The organism is Pontimicrobium sp. MEBiC06410, from assembly GCF_053601615.1.
Genome location: NZ_JBSHNT010000134.1, coordinates 19177 through 38262, shown reverse-complemented (window position 1 = coordinate 38262; position 19086 = coordinate 19177). Strand labels below are relative to the sequence as shown.

The window sequence follows — 19086 nt, the reverse complement described above, 5'->3', positions numbered from 1 at the left end:
TAAAACTTGTTTATTATTCTAATAACCACGCAACAAATGCGGCTGATATACCTGCACATCCCGCAGATGACATATTTGCTGTTGCTACGAAACATGCTGGTGTACTACCTCCTTCTGCTTTTAACATTTGATTATCATTCAATTCTACTAAGCTACTTGTTTTGAAATTAAGTTTTGAATTTTGTGTTTTCATAATTAAATTATTTTAATGTTTATACTTGTTAGATGCTCTATCTAACTATTTATATGAGACTCAAAAGAATTGTAAAAAACACTCTAAAACAAGTTAACTCTCTCCATTTTTATAAAAAAGAACAGCAAAAAAACATTAAAATAAAAAAGTGTTATGTATAAAAACACACAACACTTTTAATAGGTTCTATTTTTGATTACTAATCAAATAACCAAGCTACTACTGCTGCTGCAACTGATGCGCATCCTGCAGATGATGCATTTGCTACTACTGCTGCTGCTGCACATGCTGGTGTAGTTCCTCCTTCTGTTTCTAACATTTGATTGTCATTTAATTCTACCAAATCATTTGTTTTAAAACTAAGTTTACTGTTTTGTGTTTTCATAATTTAATTGTTTTAATATTATACTTGTTAGATACTATACCTAACTATTTCTGCATTCAAAAGAATTCTAATAATTATATTAAAACAAGTTGAATCGCACGAATTTTATAAAATTAGACGGCCTACAAAATGCCTTAACAAACTAACAAACATCATTTTATAAAAAACCAACGCTCTAACTTATCTATTGATTAGGAAATAGATTATTTTGTGTTATTATTAGTGTTTTATTTTGTGGTTAACTGTGGCAAGACCAAATCATCAATTTAACATTACAAAACCCACATGCGTTTAATCGTAAAAAAACGACATTTTATCGTGTTTTTTATTATTTATCTATTTTTTAAAATTCATAAATATTGAATTTGACGTATTAATTACTATCTTTAGATTATTAAGATTAACATTAAAAACAACAAATTTATTATTATGAGTGTTAGAGAAAAGTATCAAACTGTACTTAGTTTAGGAGAAGCATTAAACATACAAAATGGAGATGTATCTGAGGAAAATGGTGTGTTAAAAGTAGTAGGAACTGCAAATACGCAATACGAAAAAAACCTACTTTGGAATGCTATTAAAACTGCTGGAGGTGAAGAACCTGCAGATATTATGGCAGATATAAAAGTAGCAGACGAAAGTGTATACCACAGACATACTGTTTCTAGTGGGGAAACTTTAGGAAAAATTGCTGCGCATTATTATGGTAGTGCTTCTAAATACAATGCAATTTTTGAAGCAAATACTGATATTTTAAAAAATCCAGATGTAATACATCCAGATCAAGAGCTTGTTATCCCTAACTTATAGTACAACAACATAAAAGAAAAAAGCGAATCGATATCGATTCGCTTTTTTTATACTTCTATTTTTGCCATTTAAGGTTATATTATAAACTCTCTAAGGTTTTAATAGCTATGTTCAAGACCTTTTCAAACTGAGACTCTAAAGTTAAATTAGAATTATCTATTTCTATAGCATCCTCTGCTTTTACTAATGGAGAATCTTCTCTATGCGTATCTATATAATCACGTTCTTGTACGTTTCTTAGTACATCTTGGTAAGTTACTTTATCTCCTCTTTCTATTAGCTCATCATAACGGCGTTGTGCTCTTTTTTCAGCAGAGGCAGTCATAAATAATTTTAATTCTGCATGAGGAAATACTACTGTACCAATATCTCTACCATCCATTACTACACCTTTATCTTTACCCATTTGTTGTTGTTGTTTTACCAATTGGTAACGCACTTCTGGGATGGCTGCTACTTTACTAACAAAGCTAGACACTTCTAGTGTACGAATTTCTTTTTCTATATTTTCTCCATTTAAATAGACTTCTGCAAAGCCTAACTCTGCATTAAATGTAAAACTAATGTCTACTTCATTAAGTTTAGAAACCAAAGCAACAACATCGAAATGCTCGCTATCTATAAAACCGTTTCGCATTGTAAACAATGTTACCGCACGATACATTGCTCCTGTATCTACATATATATATCCTAAATGCTTTGCAAGTTGTTTTGCTATGGTACTTTTTCCTGTAGAGGAAAACCCGTCTATGGCTATGGTAATATTTTGCATATTATGAATTTCTGGTGTAAAAATAAGTATAATACGTTTAGAGTTTTATTGATTTTCCCGAAATATTTAAGAATACTACCTTAAATCTATCTGCAAGCCAAAGAAGTTAGAATTGGCTGCTCCACTGTACTTAGCGTGTGTATAGCTAAAGCGCATTTTATTAAGTTTAATAGAGAATCCCGCAGATATACCAGAAAAGTTTCTTTGATCTTCTATACGTAATTCTTCAGCACGTCTAAAATTATATCCTAATCTTAAATTAAAACCTTTATCTGGAAATAATTCTGCTCCCAAGATAGTATGACGAATAACATTACCTAAAAAGCTAACTTTTTGTTCAGTTTGATTTCCTTCTAAATCGGTTAATGCTCTTGCCGGATTAGGTTTAGCTATTGGCCATTGTTGTAAATTCTCAAAGGTTAAATGCCAACGTAATGGAATATGCTCTAAGGTTTGAGATAAACCTACATTTATTTCTAATGGTAGCGATTCTTGCCTACCTGCGTATGTAGTTATTTGTGTCCCTAGGTTTCTTACAACTATAGTTCCTTGAAATTCTAAATCTTCGTCTATGTATAGTAATGCTAAATCTGTAGCTACACCTAACGAACTGTATTGTTCTAGTGTTGATGTTATTAATTTAACGTTTGCACCTCCATAAAAATCTGAATAGCCAATTTGTAATGCATAACCAAAAGATAAAGCTGCTTCTTTTCCTGTAAAGGGTGATGTTGCTACTCCATTTTCATCATAACCTTCAAAAGTTCCATAATCTACATAAGTCATTCCTGTATGGAAGGTTTGGCGCCTTCTATCCCATGTATAAGCATAAGCAGCTGTTCCGTATGATATTCCGCCTAAATAACTAGAATAGTTTAATGCTAATTGATTATCCATTTCTACATTAATTGTAGAGGGGTTATACAATGCTTGTGTAACATCGTAATCGACATTTGTTAATACTTTACCTCCTAATGCAGCTTGTCGTGGTGAGGATACTAAATTTAAAAATTGGTACGTAGATTGCCCTCCAAGTTGTGCCAAACAAAAGGAACTATATATGAGGCAAATAAATAGGGCAGTTTTTTTTATCATAAAGTTGCAAAGTAACTAAATCTATTTTAGAACGGCTAGAAGTTATTTTTATTTTTTTAATAGTCGTTTTTTTACACTTTATCTTAAGATTAATTGTGTCCCAACTTTAATTATATTAGATTCTAGATTGTTTAATGTTTTTAATTCTGAAACGGTTATACCATTTGTTTTAGCTATACTATATAAGGTTTCTCCTTTTTTAACGACCCAAAATTTTGATTCTGTATTTGTAGATCGTTTAACATACCCAATTTTTAAAGTTTGCCCTATGCTTAATGTATTTGTTTTTATTCCATTAAGTTCTTTAATATGGGCTATACTTACTCCATAATGTTTAGAAATTGCATAAAAAGTCTCACCAGCTTTAACGATATGTAATTTATCTTCACTTTTATTTATTGTGGATTCTATTTCTTTTTTTGGTATAATAGAATCCACTTCAGTTTTAGCTTTTTCTACTTTTTCATCTATAAATTTATATTCTCCTGTAGACATAGATAATTTTGCAGGTTTACCATCTATTATTACATCGGTAAAACCATCGTCTTCTTGAGAGAATACAAAAATAGAGACTAAAAAAGCTAAAACTGTAGTTACTCTTTTAAGTTTATAATTTCTTCGCATTTTTTACTTTTTGCTTAGTAACAGCAATATCTACAACATCCTTCATATCACTTACATAATGAAATTTTAAACCTTTTAAGTATTCTGGCTTAATTTCTTCAATATCTCTTCTATTATCTTCACATAATAAAATTTCTTTAATACGCGCACGTTTTGCTGCTAATATCTTTTCTTTTATACCGCCTACTGGTAATACTTTACCTCTTAAAGTTATTTCTCCTGTCATGGCTAAGCTTTTCTTTACTTTACGTTGCGTAAATAAAGAGACTAAAGATGTTAACATGGTTACACCTGCACTTGGCCCATCTTTTGGTGTTGCGCCTTCAGGCACGTGGATGTGCACATTGTATTTTTCAAAAACTTCTGGGTTTATTCCAAATTCATCGGCATTAGCTTTTATGTACTCCATTGCTATTGTAGATGATTCTTTCATAACCTTACCTAAGTTTCCTGTAATAGATAGGTTTCCTTTTCCTTTAGATAAAATAGATTCTATAAATAAAATGTCTCCTCCTACTCTAGTCCATGCTAATCCTGTAACTACACCTGCGACATCATTATTTTCGTATTTGTCACGTTCTAGTTTAGGGCCTCCTAATATTTCTATAATATCTTCATTAGAAATCTTAACATTATAGTCTTCTTCCATGGCGATATTTTTAGCAGCATAACGTACAGTTTTTGCAATTTGCTTTTCTAAGCCTCTAACTCCAGATTCTCTAGTATAACCTTCAACAATTTTTTCTAGTTGTGGTTTTGCTACTTTTAAATCTTTATCTGTTAATCCATGTTCTACCAATTGTTTTGGTAATAGGTGACGTTTTCCTATTTCTACTTTCTCTTCTATAGTATAGCCTGTTACATTAATAATTTCCATACGATCTAGTAATGCTGGCTGTATAGTATTTAAGCTATTAGATGTTGCTATAAACATAACTTTAGATAAGTCGTACCCCATTTCTAAGAAGTTATCGTAGAACTCACTATTTTGTTCTGGATCTAATACTTCTAACATAGCAGAAGAGGGATCGCCTTGATGCGAGTTAGATAGTTTATCTATTTCATCTAAAACAAACACTGGGTTTGATGTTCCTGCCTTTTTAAGACTTTGTATAATTCGCCCTGGCATTGCACCTATATATGTTTTACGGTGTCCTCGAATTTCTGCTTCGTCTCTTAATCCTCCTAAAGAGATACGTACATATTCTCTTCCTAATGCTTCTGCTATAGATTTTCCTAAAGAGGTTTTACCAACACCAGGAGGCCCATATAAGCACAAAATAGGCGATTTCATATCGTTACGCAGCTTTAATACTGCTAAATATTCTATAATACGTTTTTTAACATCGTCTAATCCGTAATGGTCTCTGTCTAATATTTTCTTAGCGCGTTTTAGGTCGAATTTATCTTCACTAAACTCATTCCAAGGTAAATCTAAAAATAAATCCAAATAGTTACGTTGTATAGAATACTCGGCTACTTGCGGATTCATACGTTGCATTTTAGCTAATTCTTTCTCAAAATGCTTCGCGACTTTTTCGTCCCACTTTTTATCCTTAGCGCGTACTCGCATATCTTCTAACTCTTGCTCACTACTAACACCTCCAAGTTCTTCTTGGATGGTTTTCATTTGCTGGTGTAAGAAATACTCACGCTGCTGCTGGTTCATATCGCTATGAACTTTAGATTGAATATCGTTTTTAAGCTCCAGTTTTTGGCGCTCGATATTCATAAACTTTAATGTTTTAAGTGCTCGTTCTTTTAAATCATTTGTTTCTAACAGAGATTGTTTTTCTTCTACAGAAAGATTCATGTTAGAAGAGACAAAATTTATTAAAAACGAGTCGCTTTCTATATTTTTTATTGCAAAAGAGGCTTCGCTAGGAATACTCGGGCTATCTTTTATAATTTGTAATGCTAGCTCTTTAATAGATTCTGTTATAGCATTAAATTCTTTATTTTTTCTAGCTGGTCTTGCTTCTGGAACTTCACTAATTGTAGCTGTTATATAAGGTTCTTCGGTAACAACCTGATTTATTCCAAAACGCTTTTTACCTTGTATAATAACTGTTGTATTACCATCTGGCATTTTTAAAACCTTTAAAATACGGGCAACTGTTCCTACTGGATAAATATCTTCTGCTTTAGGATCCTCAACCTCTTCATCTTTTTGAGAGACTACTCCAATAACTTTACTACCGTTATTAGCATCGTTAATTAGCTTAATAGATTTGTCGCGCCCAGCTGTAATAGGAATTACTACACCTGGAAACAATACCGTATTACGCAACGATAGTATAGGTAGAGTTTCTGGTAATTGTTCGTTATTTATTTCTTCTTCGTCTTCTGGAGTCATTAAAGGGATTAATTCTGAATTTTCATCAAAATCCTGTGATGACAAACTGTCAAGACTAATAAAATTAGATTTCTTCATATGTATTTTTAAGTCATTGTGTCATTAAACTTAAAGCATGACGCAATGTTATATTTGTAAAATTAAAACTATTTATACGAAAACACACTGATTAGCAAGCACCTACACTCAATCAATACATTTACATCTACTCATAAAAATCAATTAATATGCCAATTATAAAATAAAAAACAGGTTTAATCCTTGTAAAAAAGTTTTTTACGAAAAAATAAAACTCTAAAAAACAAACAGTTAACAGCTATTTTAAATGTTAAACATTAAAAATATTAAAAAAAATCTCATCAAACTGTAACAAAGAATAGTAACTTAACTCTTTATTATAACAATTTGTTTTTTTTGACACTAACCAATTACAATATCGAACAGCTAATTAAGCTCTGTAAAACCAATGACCAATTCGCGCAATTGGAAATATATAATAGGTATTACAAGGCCATGTACAATACAGCCTACCGAATTGTAAAAGATAGCTTTGAAGCAGAAGATGTAATGCAAGATGCCTTTTTGTTGGCCTTCACAAAACTGGAATCTTTAAAAGACATAAAAACCTTTGGAGCATGGCTAAAACGTATCGTTATAAACAAAAGTATTCATCACTATAATAAAAGTAATAAATACAATGAAGTGCCTCTAGACGATGTGTTATATAAAGTTGAAGACAATGATGGGGTTTCAAGCGATTATGAGTTTACTAACTTAAAAGCAAAACAAGTTTTAGAAACCATGAATATGCTTAAAGACAATTACAGAGTGGCTTTAACTTTACATTTAATTGAAGGTTACGATTACGAAGAAATAAGCGAAATCATGTCTATTTCTTATGCTAATTGCAGAACAACAATATCTAGAGCTAAAGATAGCTTAAGGGTAAAAATACAATCCTTAGTTGGATAATAGAAATACAATTATAAATGAATAAAGATAATTTAAATCACCTTTTTGAAAATCTACAGAGCGATTTTGATATCGAAATACCTAACACTGGGCATGAAAATCGTTTTTTAGAAAAACTAAAAGCTAGTAACGAAACACCTGTAGCGTCTACTAAACTTAAACGACGTTTATGGAAACCTTTTATTGGTATTGCAGCTACTATTGCATTAATCTTAACATTAACTTTTTCTATAAATACAGAGAATGAAATTAAAGATTTAGCAAGCGTCTCTCCAGAAATGGCAAATACACAACACTTTTTTAGTGCTGTTATTGAAGAAGAGTTGAGCAAAGTAAAAAAAGAAAGAACACCAGAAACAGAGTTACTTATAGCAGACGCCATGTCTCAAATAGAAATTCTTGAAGAGGAATACCAACTCCTAAAAATAGATTTAACAGAAAGCGGTAACGACAAACGCGTTATTCATGCTATGATTAATAATTTCTTAAACAGAGTAGATTTATTAAAAACGGTATTACAAAGTATAGAAGAAATAAAAACAATTAAACAACATATCGATGAAACGAGCAACACAATATAATATAGCCTTAATATTGCTTTTATTGCCTTTGGTTTTATTTGCCAATCATGATAAAAACAAATATAAAAAGGAGAAAACCATTACAAAACAATTTGATGTTAGTGCAAACGCCACATTAAAGGTTAATAACAGTTATGGTAATTTAAACGTAATTACCTGGAATGAAAACCGAATTGAGTTTGAAATAAAGATAACTACAAGTGGTAAAAATGAAGAGAAAGTGCAGAAAAAATTAGATGAAATTACTATAGATTTTGAGGGGTCTCTCAATATGGTTTCTGCAAAAACTATTTTTAATAAAAACAAATCTAAATCTTGGTGGAAATGGGGCAAAAACGACAATGTAAACATGACTATTAATTACATTGTAAAAATGCCAATAACAAATAATGTAGATTTAAGTAATGATTATGGTTCTATAAATTTAGATAGATTAGAAGGACAGGCCATTATAAATTGCGATTACGGAAAAATTACAACAAAGGAGCTACTAGGCGATAATAATAGAATTACTTTCGATTATACAAATAATTGTTTTTTCGAATACATTAAAAGCGCAAAAATAAATGCAGACTACAGTGGTTTTACTATCTCTAAAGCTAATAAAATAGATTTAGTTGCAGATTATACAAAATCTAAAATTGAAATTGTAGAAGATGTAAATTATAATTGCGATTACGGTGCTTTAACCGTAGATAAAGTAAATAATATAGAAGGTAAAGGAAATTACCTTACAGTAAGACTTGGCGATATTTATAAAAACTTATCCATTATTGCAGATTACGGTTCTATACGTGTAGATAGACTTACAAAAAACGCACAAAATGTTACTATAAACTCGGACTACGTTGGTATTAAAATTGGTTATGATAGCGAATATGCTTTCGATTTTGATGTCGATTTGCAATACGGTTCACTAAAAGATAACGATGATGCTTTACAGTTTACAAATAAAAACGTAAGAACTACATCCAAAAATTATTCTGGATATCATAAATCGCAAGGCTCAGGTAACTTAATGAAAATAAATTCTGAGTACGGAAGCATTACATTAAACAAACAATAATTAATACTCAATCAAAAAAATCAATACATTATGAAAACTTTAAAACAATCAACACTTTTAATCGCAGCATTATTATTTGTATCATTTGCACAAGCACAATGGGGAAGCAAAAAAATAAAAGGTAACGGAAACACTACAAAAATAACCAGAAACACACCTGATTACGACGTTGTAAAATGCGCAGGGTCTATGGACTTTATTTTTGAAAAAGGTACAGAAGGAAATTTAACTCTTGAAGGAGATTCTAACTTACTAGATTATATTATTACAGAAGTAAAGAATGGCACTTTAGTTATTAAAACAAAAAAAGGGTATACGCTAAAAACAGGGTGGAATAAACAAATAAAAATTACTATCCCTTTTCAAGACATAGAAAAGGTATCGCTTGCAGGATCTGGAGATGTCATAACTAAAGATACTATAGATTCTAAAAAATTTGAAGTAAGATTAGCCGGCTCAGGAGACATAACTCTAGATGTTAATGCTACAGATGTTTCTGCTGGTGTTTCTGGATCTGGAGACATTACATTAAAAGGGCATACTACAAACTTATCTGCTACTGTAACAGGTTCTGGAGATTTTCATGGATTTTACTTACAAGCAAAAAACACAGAAGCTAAAGTAACAGGTTCTGGAGGTGCAGAAGTTGTTTCTACAAAACGTTTAAAAGCACGTGTTACTGGTTCTGGAGATATAGATTATAAAGGGAACCCAGAAACAAAAGATACTAAAGTAACGGGGTCTGGAGATATTGATGGATAGAATCTGGTTTTTTAAATAACAATATAAAAAACGCTATTCTGTAACGAATAGCGTTTTTTTGTGTCTTATGTTTTGTCACTAAAATAGTATGAAGAATAAACAATATTTAAAAATCCTAGGACTTTATACAATTAGCATATTCTGTATTATAACCTATTTCTTATTATCGAATTCAGAATCTATAATAGAGTTTAATCAAAAAGCAGATAATTATCGAATAGATTATGGATTCTTTTTCTTTATTTTAACTGGATTAGTCAAATATGTATTATTATTAATTGGAATTAGCGTCCCCATAATTCTAACTTTCTTATTATTAAAAAAGAAAATCAAACATAATTAAGCCTTTATAAAACTGCTATTTGAAATATCATATAATAAATACATAAAAACCATATATTTGAAACATGGAAAAAAGTCTAGGTCAACAAACTACAATAGATTATTACGATTGCGATCCAGAGATTATAAATAAAGCGACTACTATAAAAAAAATTCTTGAAAAGGCTGCTAATATCATGAATTTAACTATAGTTAATACTACTATTCATGAATTTTCACCAATAGGTGTAAGCGGTGTTATAGTAATAAAGGAAAGCCATATTGCAATACACACATGGCCAGAGCATAAATATGTAGCACTAGACTTTTTTACATGCAATCACACATCAGACCTAAAAGAAGGTATTCTATGGCTTAAAGATCAGTTTAAAGCTAAACGCATAGAAGAGCAATCATCAAACAGAGGATTCTTAAAAAAAATGAACGTTTAAGCTATGAGTTTTAAGAAAAAAATTGCTTTGTATTTTGATAATGAGAGAGGTAATACTTTTGGAGATGTTATTGTAGAACACTTTATCTCTGCACTTATTATTATAAATGTTATTGCAATAGTACTGGAATCTTACAATAACATTTATACTCGGTTTCAAACATTTTTTACCTACCTAGAAGCTTTCTCTATTATCGTTTTCTCTTTAGAATATGGTATTAGAATATGGATAGCAGATATTATATATCCACAACTCTCAAAAACTAAAGCAAGGCTAAAATATATTACTTCGTTTATAGGAATTATAGATTTAGCATCAATATTACCATTTTACCTTCCGTTTATCTTTAAAATAGATTTACGTGTAGTTAGAGTATTACGCTTATTGCGTTTACTAAGAATTTTAAAACTAAATAGACATTTTAAATCCTTAAACATTATACGTTCTGTAGTTAATAGAACTAAAAATGAAATTATGGTTACTGTTTTTTTAGTGTTTATACTACTCATTTTGGCTTCGACAATAATGTATAATATAGAAAACGAAGCGCAACCAGATGCCTTCCAGAATATAGGAGAAGCCATGTGGTGGGCAGTTGCTACATTAACAACAGTAGGGTATGGAGATATCTACCCAATTACAGGTTTAGGGAAACTAATGAGCGCAATTATAGCGCTATTAGGAATTGGTTTTGTTGCACTGCCAACAGGAATAATAAGTTCTGCTTATATTGATGAAATTAGAAAAGTAAAATCTACAGATAAATGTATCTGCCCACATTGTAATAAAGAAATAGAATAAATATGTTTGGAAATAGTAATAAAGAAAATTACCCTTTACATAAATTAAAACTAGACTATACTTTAACGCTCTTTAAAACAGACTGGAAAATTATAGAAATTGGTGAATACGATTGGGATATGGATAATTCTAGCATAGAATACACCTTACAATCGGCTCATAAAAAAGCCTATCTTGAGGTAGAATTTATAAAAGGAAATTACGAAATAATATACAGCGAAGAGGCAACCATAGACGAAGCCTTTTTAACCGATGCTATTAGAGAAGGTGTTATTTATTTTGAAGGAAAAGAATACGAATTAGAGGAAACCTATACTGGGCAATATAAAAACCCAAATACCTTTACAAGAAGAGAAACTCTAGAATCCTTTTTATTTTATTATAAAGACGATATATTAACTATTGAAAAATGGGATGATGGTACCTATGAAGCTTTTTTAGGTGAAGAAATAAAAGCAAAAAAAATTAAGAATATAACAGCGAATTAACATGATAAAGCGAATTCTACTAGTCACATTACCTTTAATACTCTTCTCTTGCGGAAATACCGAAAAGCAATCTAAGCAAGTTGCTCAAGAACCTTCTGAAATTATTAGAAAATCTATACCAACAAACGATTTTTCTTTAGTATTAGATGATATGAGTATAAATGAAGAAAATAATGTTTTAGACCACAGACATAAATACAAAGTTTTAGAATTAAAAGGCGACTCTTTACACACAACCACTAAAGGTTGGCAATCTGTAAACAAAACCTTCTTTCAAAAACATCAAAACGATTTAGGTATGGAGATTATATCTAGACATAATGGTAAAACATCATTTACTGCACAACCAGTAGGATTTGGTTGGGCTATAGGTAATGAAAAGCATGGAGAATGGGAAGAAACAAGCAAAGACTCTACCAAAACAAATAGCTCAAATTCGCATAGACGTTGGAGAACACACTCTACAAGTCCTTTCTTTTGGTATTGGTTAGGAACACGTAGAAGTGTATACAGAAACGATTATAATAGTTATAGAACATATAATAGTAGTGGACAAAGTTACTACGGAAGAAATGCTTCTAATAATTCTTATGCTTACGGCACAAGAAGCGATTACCAGAAAAAAACGAGGCCTTCATTTTTTTCAAGAAAAACACAAAACAGTAGCCGCTGGAATAACTTAAATAAAAAAACGTCAAGAAGTTCATCTAGATATAGTAGCGGATCTTCTACAAGATCTAGATCTGGTGGAATTGGAAAATAAACATTTTGAAATACACTAAAAAACAAAAATCACTTACTTTAAAAGTAGCATTATTTGCAACAGGAATAAGTGGTATTGTAGCAGAATATATTTTATCTACGCTTGCCTCCTATTTTATAGGTAATGCCATTTTACAATTTACATTAATAGTCTCCATAATGCTCTTTGCTATGGGACTAGGTAGTAGATTAAGTAAATCGTTAACCAAAAATGTAGTCCTCTATTTTATTGCTACCGAGTTAATACTATCTGTTTTGGTCTCTTTTTCCGCCCTAGTATCCTACATTGTTTATGGCGTTACAGATATTTCATGGTTGGTAATTTACCTGTTATCTATACTTATAGGAATACTAATAGGTCTAGAGATTCCGTTAGCAACCAGAATAAATGATGATTTTGAGGAATTAAGAATAAACATTTCTAATATTCTTGAAAAGGATTATTTTGGCAGCTTAATAGGCGGACTATTCTTTGCTTTCGTGGGCCTCCCGTATTTAGGTTTAACCTACACACCATTTATATTGGGTATTTTAAACTTAGGAGTGTCTTTTTGGTTATTTCTAGTTTTAAAAGAAGCCATTTCAAAAAAAGCACAACGCATTTTAACCATCACTTATATTGTAGTTACAAGTTTAATATTGGCTGGACTCTTTTTTGCAGAACCAATTGTTAAGTATGGAGAACAGGTAAAATATAAAGACAAAATAGTATACAGTAAGCAGACTAAATATCAAAAAATAGTTATTACAAAATGGCAGGATTGGCATTCGCTATACATAAATGGCAATCAGCAATTATCGTCGTTTGATGAGTTTATGTACCACGAACCTATGGTACACTTGCCAATGAATTTAATCGATAAAAAAGCAAACATATTAATATTAGGAGGTGGAGATGGTTGCATAGCTAGAGAGCTCTTTAAATACGATAGTATAGAGAATATAACATTGGTAGACCTAGATGCCGAAATGCTAAACTTAGGAAAAAACAATTCTATTTTTACAGAGTTGAACGAAGGTTCTATGACCAATCCCAAGTTAACAACCGTTGCCGAAGACGCCTTTAATTTTCTAGAAGACAGTAAAACAACTTACGATGCTATTTTTATAGATTTACCAGACCCTAACAATGTAGATTTAAATAAATTATATACTAAAGAGTTTTATTACATCTGCAAATCAAAATTAGCAGATAGAGGTATTTTAATAACCCAATCTGGAAGCCCATATTATGCCACTAAAGCCTTTTATTGTATTGAAAAAACATTACGTGCTGCAGGCTTTAAAACCCTACCCATGCACAACCAAGTATTAACGCTAGGAGAATGGGGTTGGATTATTGGAACTAAACAAGACATTACCCAACAACAATTAGCACAAGTAGATATATCTAACTTATCTTTAAAATGGATGACAAATAATTCTATAAATCAAATTACTTCTTTTGGGAAACCTTTAGTAGATACTACAGGGGTTAAAGTAAACACTATTTTTTCACCTAAATTATATACCTATTATAAACAAGGGAATTGGGATTTGTACTAAAAAAAGCAGTTAGTTTTATATAAAACTAACTGCTTTTTTAATATTAATTGTATCTAATAGATTGTATTTTTTACACCATTAGTATTCTATATAGAATTCTCCTTCTGTTATACTATATGTCTGTCCTCCACCTGTTAGCGGTGCGGCAGTAAACTCAAAAGTTCCTTCTATAATTTTATCTGTTGTATTGTGGTTACTAATTGTAATGGTTCCGTCTGCAACATTAGAACTTGTTGTACCAATATTGTACTGTCCTGATGGTTGACTAAAGGTAGAAAAAGTATGTGTGCCAGTAGCAATATCTGCAGGTAAGAAAAAGCCAATACTTTCTAAATTATTCTTAGTCGCCGTAATAGTAAGTATCTCCGTTCCTGCTAAACTTGTTAAAGTTCCTTCTAGTAAGTTTTCCTCAAATTCTACACCATCTACTTTTGCAAAAAAGGTATTATTGTTAGTAGTGCTTATATCTGTAGTATAAGTGATGTTAGTAAATACACCATTAGTAAACTCTTTAGACTCCATTAATGTAGGATTAGTTCCTGTAAAAGAAAATGTTCCAGAAATTGTATTATTAACATCATCAATTTCTGTAACTATAATCTCACCTTGAGATTCTGTCCCTCCTTGAACTGCCGAAATCCATGAGACTCCACTTGTATTATTTTGCTCTGTATAAACAGCACCATTTATAAGTGGCGGATTACCAAATGAAACACCTAATTGATAAGTACCTGTACCACTTCCATTTATTGTTAACACAACTAATTCATTATTATTATTTCTAAGTCCATTAATATTCATAACATCATCTAAAACAGTAGCAGATACAGACTCTGCAACAAACGTTTGTCCATCAAAATCTACAGAAAAGACACCTTGCTGTGGATTAGGATTATTAGGGTCGTTAGGATCTACAGTAACATCAGGGTTAGTTATAATTAACTCCTCATCCAAAGCTTCATTCTCGCATGTAAAAGCAGATAATAATATAAAAAGTGATAAAAAGGGTACTATTTTTTTCATAATATAAAACATGTAATTTGAGGTAAATATACGGAAGTAGATAATAATAAAATACAATTATTTCTTAGGCACTCTAAAAAGTAAAATTATACCAACTAAAAAGAACACAAATAAACACAAAAAGGCATTACGCATGCTCCCAGTTATTTGGTCTATAGACCCAAAAATAACCATACCTATAACTATTCCTATCTTTTCAGCAACATCAAAAAAGCTAAAGTAAGATGTGGTATCTTCTGTAGCTGGCAAAAATTTAGAATAGGTAGACCTCGCCAAGGATTGAATGCCCCCCATAACTAAACCAACAACACCCGCAGTAGCATAAAACTCTATAGGCGTTTCTACAAAATAACCCCAAAAACAAAGCCCCATCCATATCGCATTTATAACTATTAATGTTTTAATGTTTCCAAATTTCGATGAACTTTTAGACGTTAAAAAAGCTCCTAATATAGCAACCACTTGTATAACTAAAATACTAATAATTAACCCTGTAGTTTTTTCACTAGAACTAGCCCAAGCTATTTCTTCCTCTCCAAAATAAACAGCGACCAACATAATGGTTTGTACTGCCATACTAAACACAAAAAAGGCTAGTAAATAGCGTTTTAATCTTAAGTTTAATAATAGCTCATTCCAAACCAGTTTTAACTCCTTAAAACCATTAAAAACAACATCCTTTGTTACTTTATGGCCAGTAGATACGCCTTTAGGTAGTATATAAAAAGAATATTGACTAAAACCTATCCACCAAAGTCCTACAGTAATAAATGAATAACGCATAGCTTTAATAGAAGCGAAATCTTTTGCTTCTTTTAAAGCTTTTTCTATTTCAACTGTTGTACCATTATCTAATATAGATTGTGAAACACTTATATCAAACCCAAAAACATCTGGAAACATCACCATTGCTAAATTGATAATTAATAAAATAACACTACCAATGTATCCCATAGAAAACCCTTTAGCACTAATGCTATCTTGTTGTTCTGGATAAGCAATATCTGGTAAGTAGGAATTATAAAAAACTAAACTCCCCCAATACCCTATTAATCCCATAAAATAGAATAATAAACTATAGTATATTTCATCAGATTCTATACCAAAGAAATACAAGCCTATACAACCAAGCCCTCCTAGATAACAGAAAAACTTCATAAAGTTCTTTTTATTCCCAACATAATCTGCAATACCAGATAATAATGGCGAGGTAAAAGCTACCACTAAAAATGTAAAAGCGGTAACAAATGTTATAAGTGCCGTGCTTTTAAATTCCATTCCAAAAGCATTAACTATTTTCTCGTCTGATGCATGAGCACGAGTTAAAAATAGTGCCGAATAAAAAATGGGGAATATAGAGGATGTAATTGTTAGTGTATATACAGAATTTGCCCAATCGTAAAATGCCCAAGCATTCAATAGTTTTCTACTTCCTTTTTCTAGTTTAGCCATAATAAAAAAGCCACTCGTTAATGGAGTGGCCTCGAAAATAAGTATTTATTTGTTAACTACGTATTAAAATTTATTTATAGGTCTAAAAGATTGAACTCCAAACTTTTTTGCTTCTGCTTTAGCTGCTGGTGCTAAAGCTGTTAAGTTTTCTATACGTGTTTGTGTTGCTGGGTGTGTACTTAAAAATTCTGGTGGTGCTTGTCCTCCACTAGCTTTTCCCATTCTTCTCCATAGGTTAGCAGCTTCATCTGGGTTATAACCAGCAATAGCTGTTAAATATAATCCTATTTTATCGGCTTCTGTTTCATGGCTTCTACTAAATGGTAACATACCTCCTACTTGAGTTCCTACACCATAAGCTTGATTAAATATTGCTGCTTTTTTTGGGTCTTTAATAGCAATATTTCCAGCTACAGCCCCAAGTTGTTGTGCTAAACCAGCACTCATACGTTGTTGTCCATGGTTTGCTAAAGCATGTGCAACCTCATGTCCCATAATAGCAGCAATGGCAGCTTCGTTTTCTGCAACTGGTAAAATCCCAGTATAAAACACAATTTTACCACCTGGCATACACCAAGCGTTAATTGTTTCGTCGTTTACTAAATTGTACTCCCATTTATAGTCTTTTAAATATCCTTGATATCCATTTGCATTCAACCAACGCTCTGCTGCAACAGCAATTCGCTGCCCTACTCTAGTTATCATTTCTGCATCTGCCGTACCCTTAACAACTTTATTTTCTCCTAAAAACTGATTGTATTGAGCAAAAGAAGTTGGGAATAATTGAGAATTAGGTACAAAAGCTAATGTTTTCTTTCCTGTAAAAGGATTTGTTGCACACGATAAGAACATTACAAGAGTTAATACCGTAATTATACTTGATTTAAATTTCATTATAATAAGATGATTTTTTTTATGAATTATAAATTTACAAAAAGTTAAACAACAATGATGCCATTACAAATTAAAATATTAACACTAAAACCGTTCAATAACACATTTCTTCTATGAAACACCTAAAAATAAGTAATAATAATGTTATCATTTATATGATTTATCGACTCAATGGTTATTATTATAATTATTTAAAATAACTTTACTACATATGAAAAAATTAGCATTATTAGCATTAGCAATACTTTTATTTAACTGCAAAAGCAATTCTCAAGAAGACACTAAAAAAGAAACTGTTTATAAAGTAACAAAAACCAAAGAAGAGTGGAAAAAAGAATTGTCTCAAAAAGCATATTATGTACTTAGAGAGGCTGGAACAGAGAGACCAAATAGTAGTCCATTAAATAAAAATTACAAAGAGGGTACTTATGTGTGTGCAGGTTGCCAAACACCTCTTTTTAAAAGTGATCACAAATTCGATTCTGGTACAGGTTGGCCAAGTTTTGATAGAGAGATAAAGGGCAATGTAGCTTACTCTACAGATTATAAAATAGGGCATGCACGTACCGAAGAACATTGTGCAACATGCGGCGGGCATTTAGGTCATGTATTTAATGATGGCCCAAGAAATACTACAGGCAAAAGACATTGTATAAATGGTGCTGCTTTAAAATTTATACCAAAAGAAGATGAGTAATTATAATATAGAAAAATCTGAAAAGGAGTGGAAAGAACAGCTCACTGAGGAAGAGTATAGAGTTTTAAGAGAAAAAGGAACTGAAAGACCGCATACTGGTAAGTACAATCTTCATTTTGAAGAAGGCACTTACAAATGCGCTGGATGCAATCAGCAATTATTTGAAAGTTCTAGTAAATTTGATGCCCATTGTGGTTGGCCAAGTTTTGACGACTCTATAAAAGGCACTGTAAACTACGTTTTAGACAAAACACACGGTATGATTCGTACAGAAATTGTTTGTTCTAATTGTGGAGGTCATTTAGGTCATGTATTTAACGATGGGCCTACTGAAACTGGTACACGTTATTGTGTAAATTCTGTGAGTATTAACTTCGATAAAGCTAATGAGTAGTTATTTAACAAGCATACTAAAGCAATTTGAATACTACAAAGCGTTAGGCGACAAAACGTTTAACCAATTAACTTTTATAGAATTACAATACAAACCCAATAGCTATGCTAATTCTATTACCATAATTACAAAACATATTGTAGGTAATATGTTATCGCGTTGGACTAACTTTTTAACCGAAGATGGTGAAAAAGAATGGCGTCATCGCGATTCAGAATTTGAAGATTCTTATAATTCTAAAGAAGAAGTTCTAATCGCTTGGAACAAAGGCTGGGCTTGTTTATTTGATGCTCTAGAGTCTTTAACTTATAAAGATTTAGAACGTATAATATACATACGTAATCAAGGCCATACAGTTACCGAAGCTATTAACAGACAATTAGCACATTACTCCTATCATATTGGGCAAATAGTTTATATAGGTACGCTTATAAAAAATGAAGATTGGCAATCGTTATCTATAGCTAAAGGGCAATCTTCATCTTATAATAATGATAAGTTTAGTAAGGCGAAAACACGCAGACATTTTACAGACGATCTGTAAAATATATTCTATAGTTTAAATAGCTTCTTTAAAAGAAATACAGTTTTATATGGTGCTAATTTCGAAGTACTACTATTTTTAAAATAGGACATAAAAA

Annotated in this window: 22 protein-coding genes; 13 read left to right on the top strand and 9 right to left on the bottom strand. The window is 31.3% G+C overall.

What is annotated here, in order from left to right:
- Window positions 1–13: 13 nt before the first annotated feature.
- Window positions 14–193, bottom strand: a complete 180-nt coding sequence (locus ACVC08_RS03170; protein ID WP_452598611.1) for a hypothetical protein — start codon at window positions 191–193, stop codon at window positions 14–16.
- Window positions 194–392: 199 nt separating this feature from the next.
- Window positions 393–578, bottom strand: coding sequence for a hypothetical protein (locus tag ACVC08_RS03165; protein ID WP_452600958.1), 186 nt, complete (start codon window positions 576–578; stop codon window positions 393–395).
- Between the two features lie 429 nt (window positions 579–1007).
- On the opposite strand from ACVC08_RS03165, the gene ACVC08_RS03160 reads away from it, so the two are divergent.
- The gene (locus ACVC08_RS03160; protein WP_452600957.1) at window positions 1008–1388 is read left to right on the top strand and encodes a LysM peptidoglycan-binding domain-containing protein; all 381 of its coding nucleotides are present in this window, start codon (window positions 1008–1010) and stop codon (window positions 1386–1388) included.
- Window positions 1389–1467: 79 nt separating this feature from the next.
- On the opposite strand, the gene cmk is transcribed toward ACVC08_RS03160, so the two are convergent.
- The 4 genes from cmk to lon all read right to left on the bottom strand — a co-directional run bounded on the left by cmk (window position 1468) and on the right by lon (window position 6313).
- Window positions 1468–2160 (bottom strand): (d)CMP kinase, encoded by a 693-nt coding sequence (gene cmk, locus ACVC08_RS03155; protein WP_452597180.1) that lies wholly within the window; start codon window positions 2158–2160, stop codon window positions 1468–1470.
- 75 nt (window positions 2161–2235) lie between these two features.
- Window positions 2236–3255, bottom strand: a complete 1020-nt coding sequence (gene porQ / locus ACVC08_RS03150; protein WP_452600956.1) for a type IX secretion system protein PorQ — start codon at window positions 3253–3255, stop codon at window positions 2236–2238.
- A gap of 78 nt (window positions 3256–3333) precedes the next feature.
- Window positions 3334–3879 (bottom strand): LysM peptidoglycan-binding domain-containing protein, encoded by a 546-nt coding sequence (locus tag ACVC08_RS03145; protein WP_452600955.1) that lies wholly within the window; start codon window positions 3877–3879, stop codon window positions 3334–3336.
- Window positions 3863–6313, bottom strand: a complete 2451-nt coding sequence (gene lon, locus ACVC08_RS03140) for an endopeptidase La (protein WP_452599801.1) — start codon at window positions 6311–6313, stop codon at window positions 3863–3865. The genes ACVC08_RS03145 and lon overlap by 17 nt, the downstream gene beginning before the upstream one ends.
- Window positions 6314–6649: 336 nt before the next feature.
- Between lon and ACVC08_RS03135 the strand changes: the two genes are divergently transcribed.
- The 9 genes from ACVC08_RS03135 to ACVC08_RS03095 all read left to right on the top strand — a co-directional run bounded on the left by ACVC08_RS03135 (window position 6650) and on the right by ACVC08_RS03095 (window position 13985).
- Complete coding sequence (locus tag ACVC08_RS03135; protein WP_452599800.1) at window positions 6650–7207, top strand: RNA polymerase sigma factor; 558 nt, start codon at window positions 6650–6652, stop codon at window positions 7205–7207.
- Window positions 7208–7224: 17 nt separating this feature from the next.
- Entirely contained in the window at window positions 7225–7788 is a 564-nt protein-coding gene (locus ACVC08_RS03130; RefSeq protein ID WP_452599799.1) for a hypothetical protein, read from the top strand.
- Complete coding sequence (locus ACVC08_RS03125; protein WP_452600954.1) at window positions 7766–8854, top strand: hypothetical protein; 1089 nt, start codon at window positions 7766–7768, stop codon at window positions 8852–8854. The genes ACVC08_RS03130 and ACVC08_RS03125 overlap by 23 nt, the downstream gene beginning before the upstream one ends.
- 30 nt (window positions 8855–8884) lie before the next feature.
- Complete coding sequence (locus ACVC08_RS03120; RefSeq protein WP_452600953.1) at window positions 8885–9616, top strand: head GIN domain-containing protein; 732 nt, start codon at window positions 8885–8887, stop codon at window positions 9614–9616.
- Window positions 9617–10023: 407 nt separating this feature from the next.
- Complete coding sequence (speD, locus tag ACVC08_RS03115; protein WP_452600952.1) at window positions 10024–10389, top strand: adenosylmethionine decarboxylase; 366 nt, start codon at window positions 10024–10026, stop codon at window positions 10387–10389.
- Window positions 10390–10392: 3 nt separating this feature from the next.
- Entirely contained in the window at window positions 10393–11190 is a 798-nt protein-coding gene (locus ACVC08_RS03110) for an ion transporter (RefSeq protein ID WP_452600951.1), read from the top strand.
- Window positions 11191–11192: 2 nt separating this feature from the next.
- Window positions 11193–11678: a DUF4178 domain-containing protein gene (locus ACVC08_RS03105; protein ID WP_452600950.1), complete on the top strand. Its 486-nt coding sequence runs from the start codon at window positions 11193–11195 to the stop codon at window positions 11676–11678.
- A gap of 1 nt (window position 11679) precedes the next feature.
- Window positions 11680–12441, top strand: a complete 762-nt coding sequence (locus tag ACVC08_RS03100) for a hypothetical protein (RefSeq protein WP_452600949.1) — start codon at window positions 11680–11682, stop codon at window positions 12439–12441.
- A 5-nt stretch (window positions 12442–12446) separates the two neighbouring features.
- Window positions 12447–13985 carry a polyamine aminopropyltransferase gene (locus ACVC08_RS03095; protein ID WP_452600948.1) on the top strand — a complete coding sequence of 513 codons (1539 nt, stop codon included), beginning with the start codon at window positions 12447–12449 and terminating at the stop codon, window positions 13983–13985.
- 78 nt (window positions 13986–14063) lie between these two features.
- Here the strand turns inward: ACVC08_RS03095 and ACVC08_RS03090 are convergent, their stop codons facing one another.
- From ACVC08_RS03090 to ACVC08_RS03080, 3 genes are all read right to left on the bottom strand, one after another.
- A complete protein-coding gene (locus ACVC08_RS03090) occupies window positions 14064–15008 on the bottom strand; it encodes a DUF6252 family protein (protein WP_452599791.1) in 945 nt (314 codons plus the stop codon).
- Window positions 15009–15065: 57 nt separating this feature from the next.
- Entirely contained in the window at window positions 15066–16460 is a 1395-nt protein-coding gene (locus ACVC08_RS03085) for an MFS transporter (RefSeq protein WP_452600947.1), read from the bottom strand.
- A gap of 63 nt (window positions 16461–16523) precedes the next feature.
- Complete coding sequence (locus ACVC08_RS03080; protein WP_452599789.1) at window positions 16524–17354, bottom strand: M48 family metallopeptidase; 831 nt, start codon at window positions 17352–17354, stop codon at window positions 16524–16526.
- 211 nt (window positions 17355–17565) lie between these two features.
- On the opposite strand from ACVC08_RS03080, the gene msrB (ACVC08_RS03075) reads away from it, so the two are divergent.
- Genes msrB (ACVC08_RS03075) through ACVC08_RS03065 form a run of 3 tightly spaced genes read left to right on the top strand, consistent with a single transcriptional unit; the run spans window position 17566 to window position 18989 of the window.
- Complete coding sequence (gene msrB, locus ACVC08_RS03075; RefSeq protein ID WP_452599788.1) at window positions 17566–18051, top strand: peptide-methionine (R)-S-oxide reductase MsrB; 486 nt, start codon at window positions 17566–17568, stop codon at window positions 18049–18051.
- Window positions 18044–18445 carry a peptide-methionine (R)-S-oxide reductase MsrB gene (gene msrB / locus ACVC08_RS03070; protein WP_452599787.1) on the top strand — a complete coding sequence of 134 codons (402 nt, stop codon included), beginning with the start codon at window positions 18044–18046 and terminating at the stop codon, window positions 18443–18445. Before msrB (ACVC08_RS03075) ends, msrB (ACVC08_RS03070) begins: the two co-directional genes overlap by 8 nt.
- Window positions 18438–18989: a DUF1572 family protein gene (locus tag ACVC08_RS03065; protein WP_452600946.1), complete on the top strand. Its 552-nt coding sequence runs from the start codon at window positions 18438–18440 to the stop codon at window positions 18987–18989. The genes msrB (ACVC08_RS03070) and ACVC08_RS03065 overlap by 8 nt, the downstream gene beginning before the upstream one ends.
- The last annotated feature ends 97 nt before the right edge of the window (window positions 18990–19086 follow it).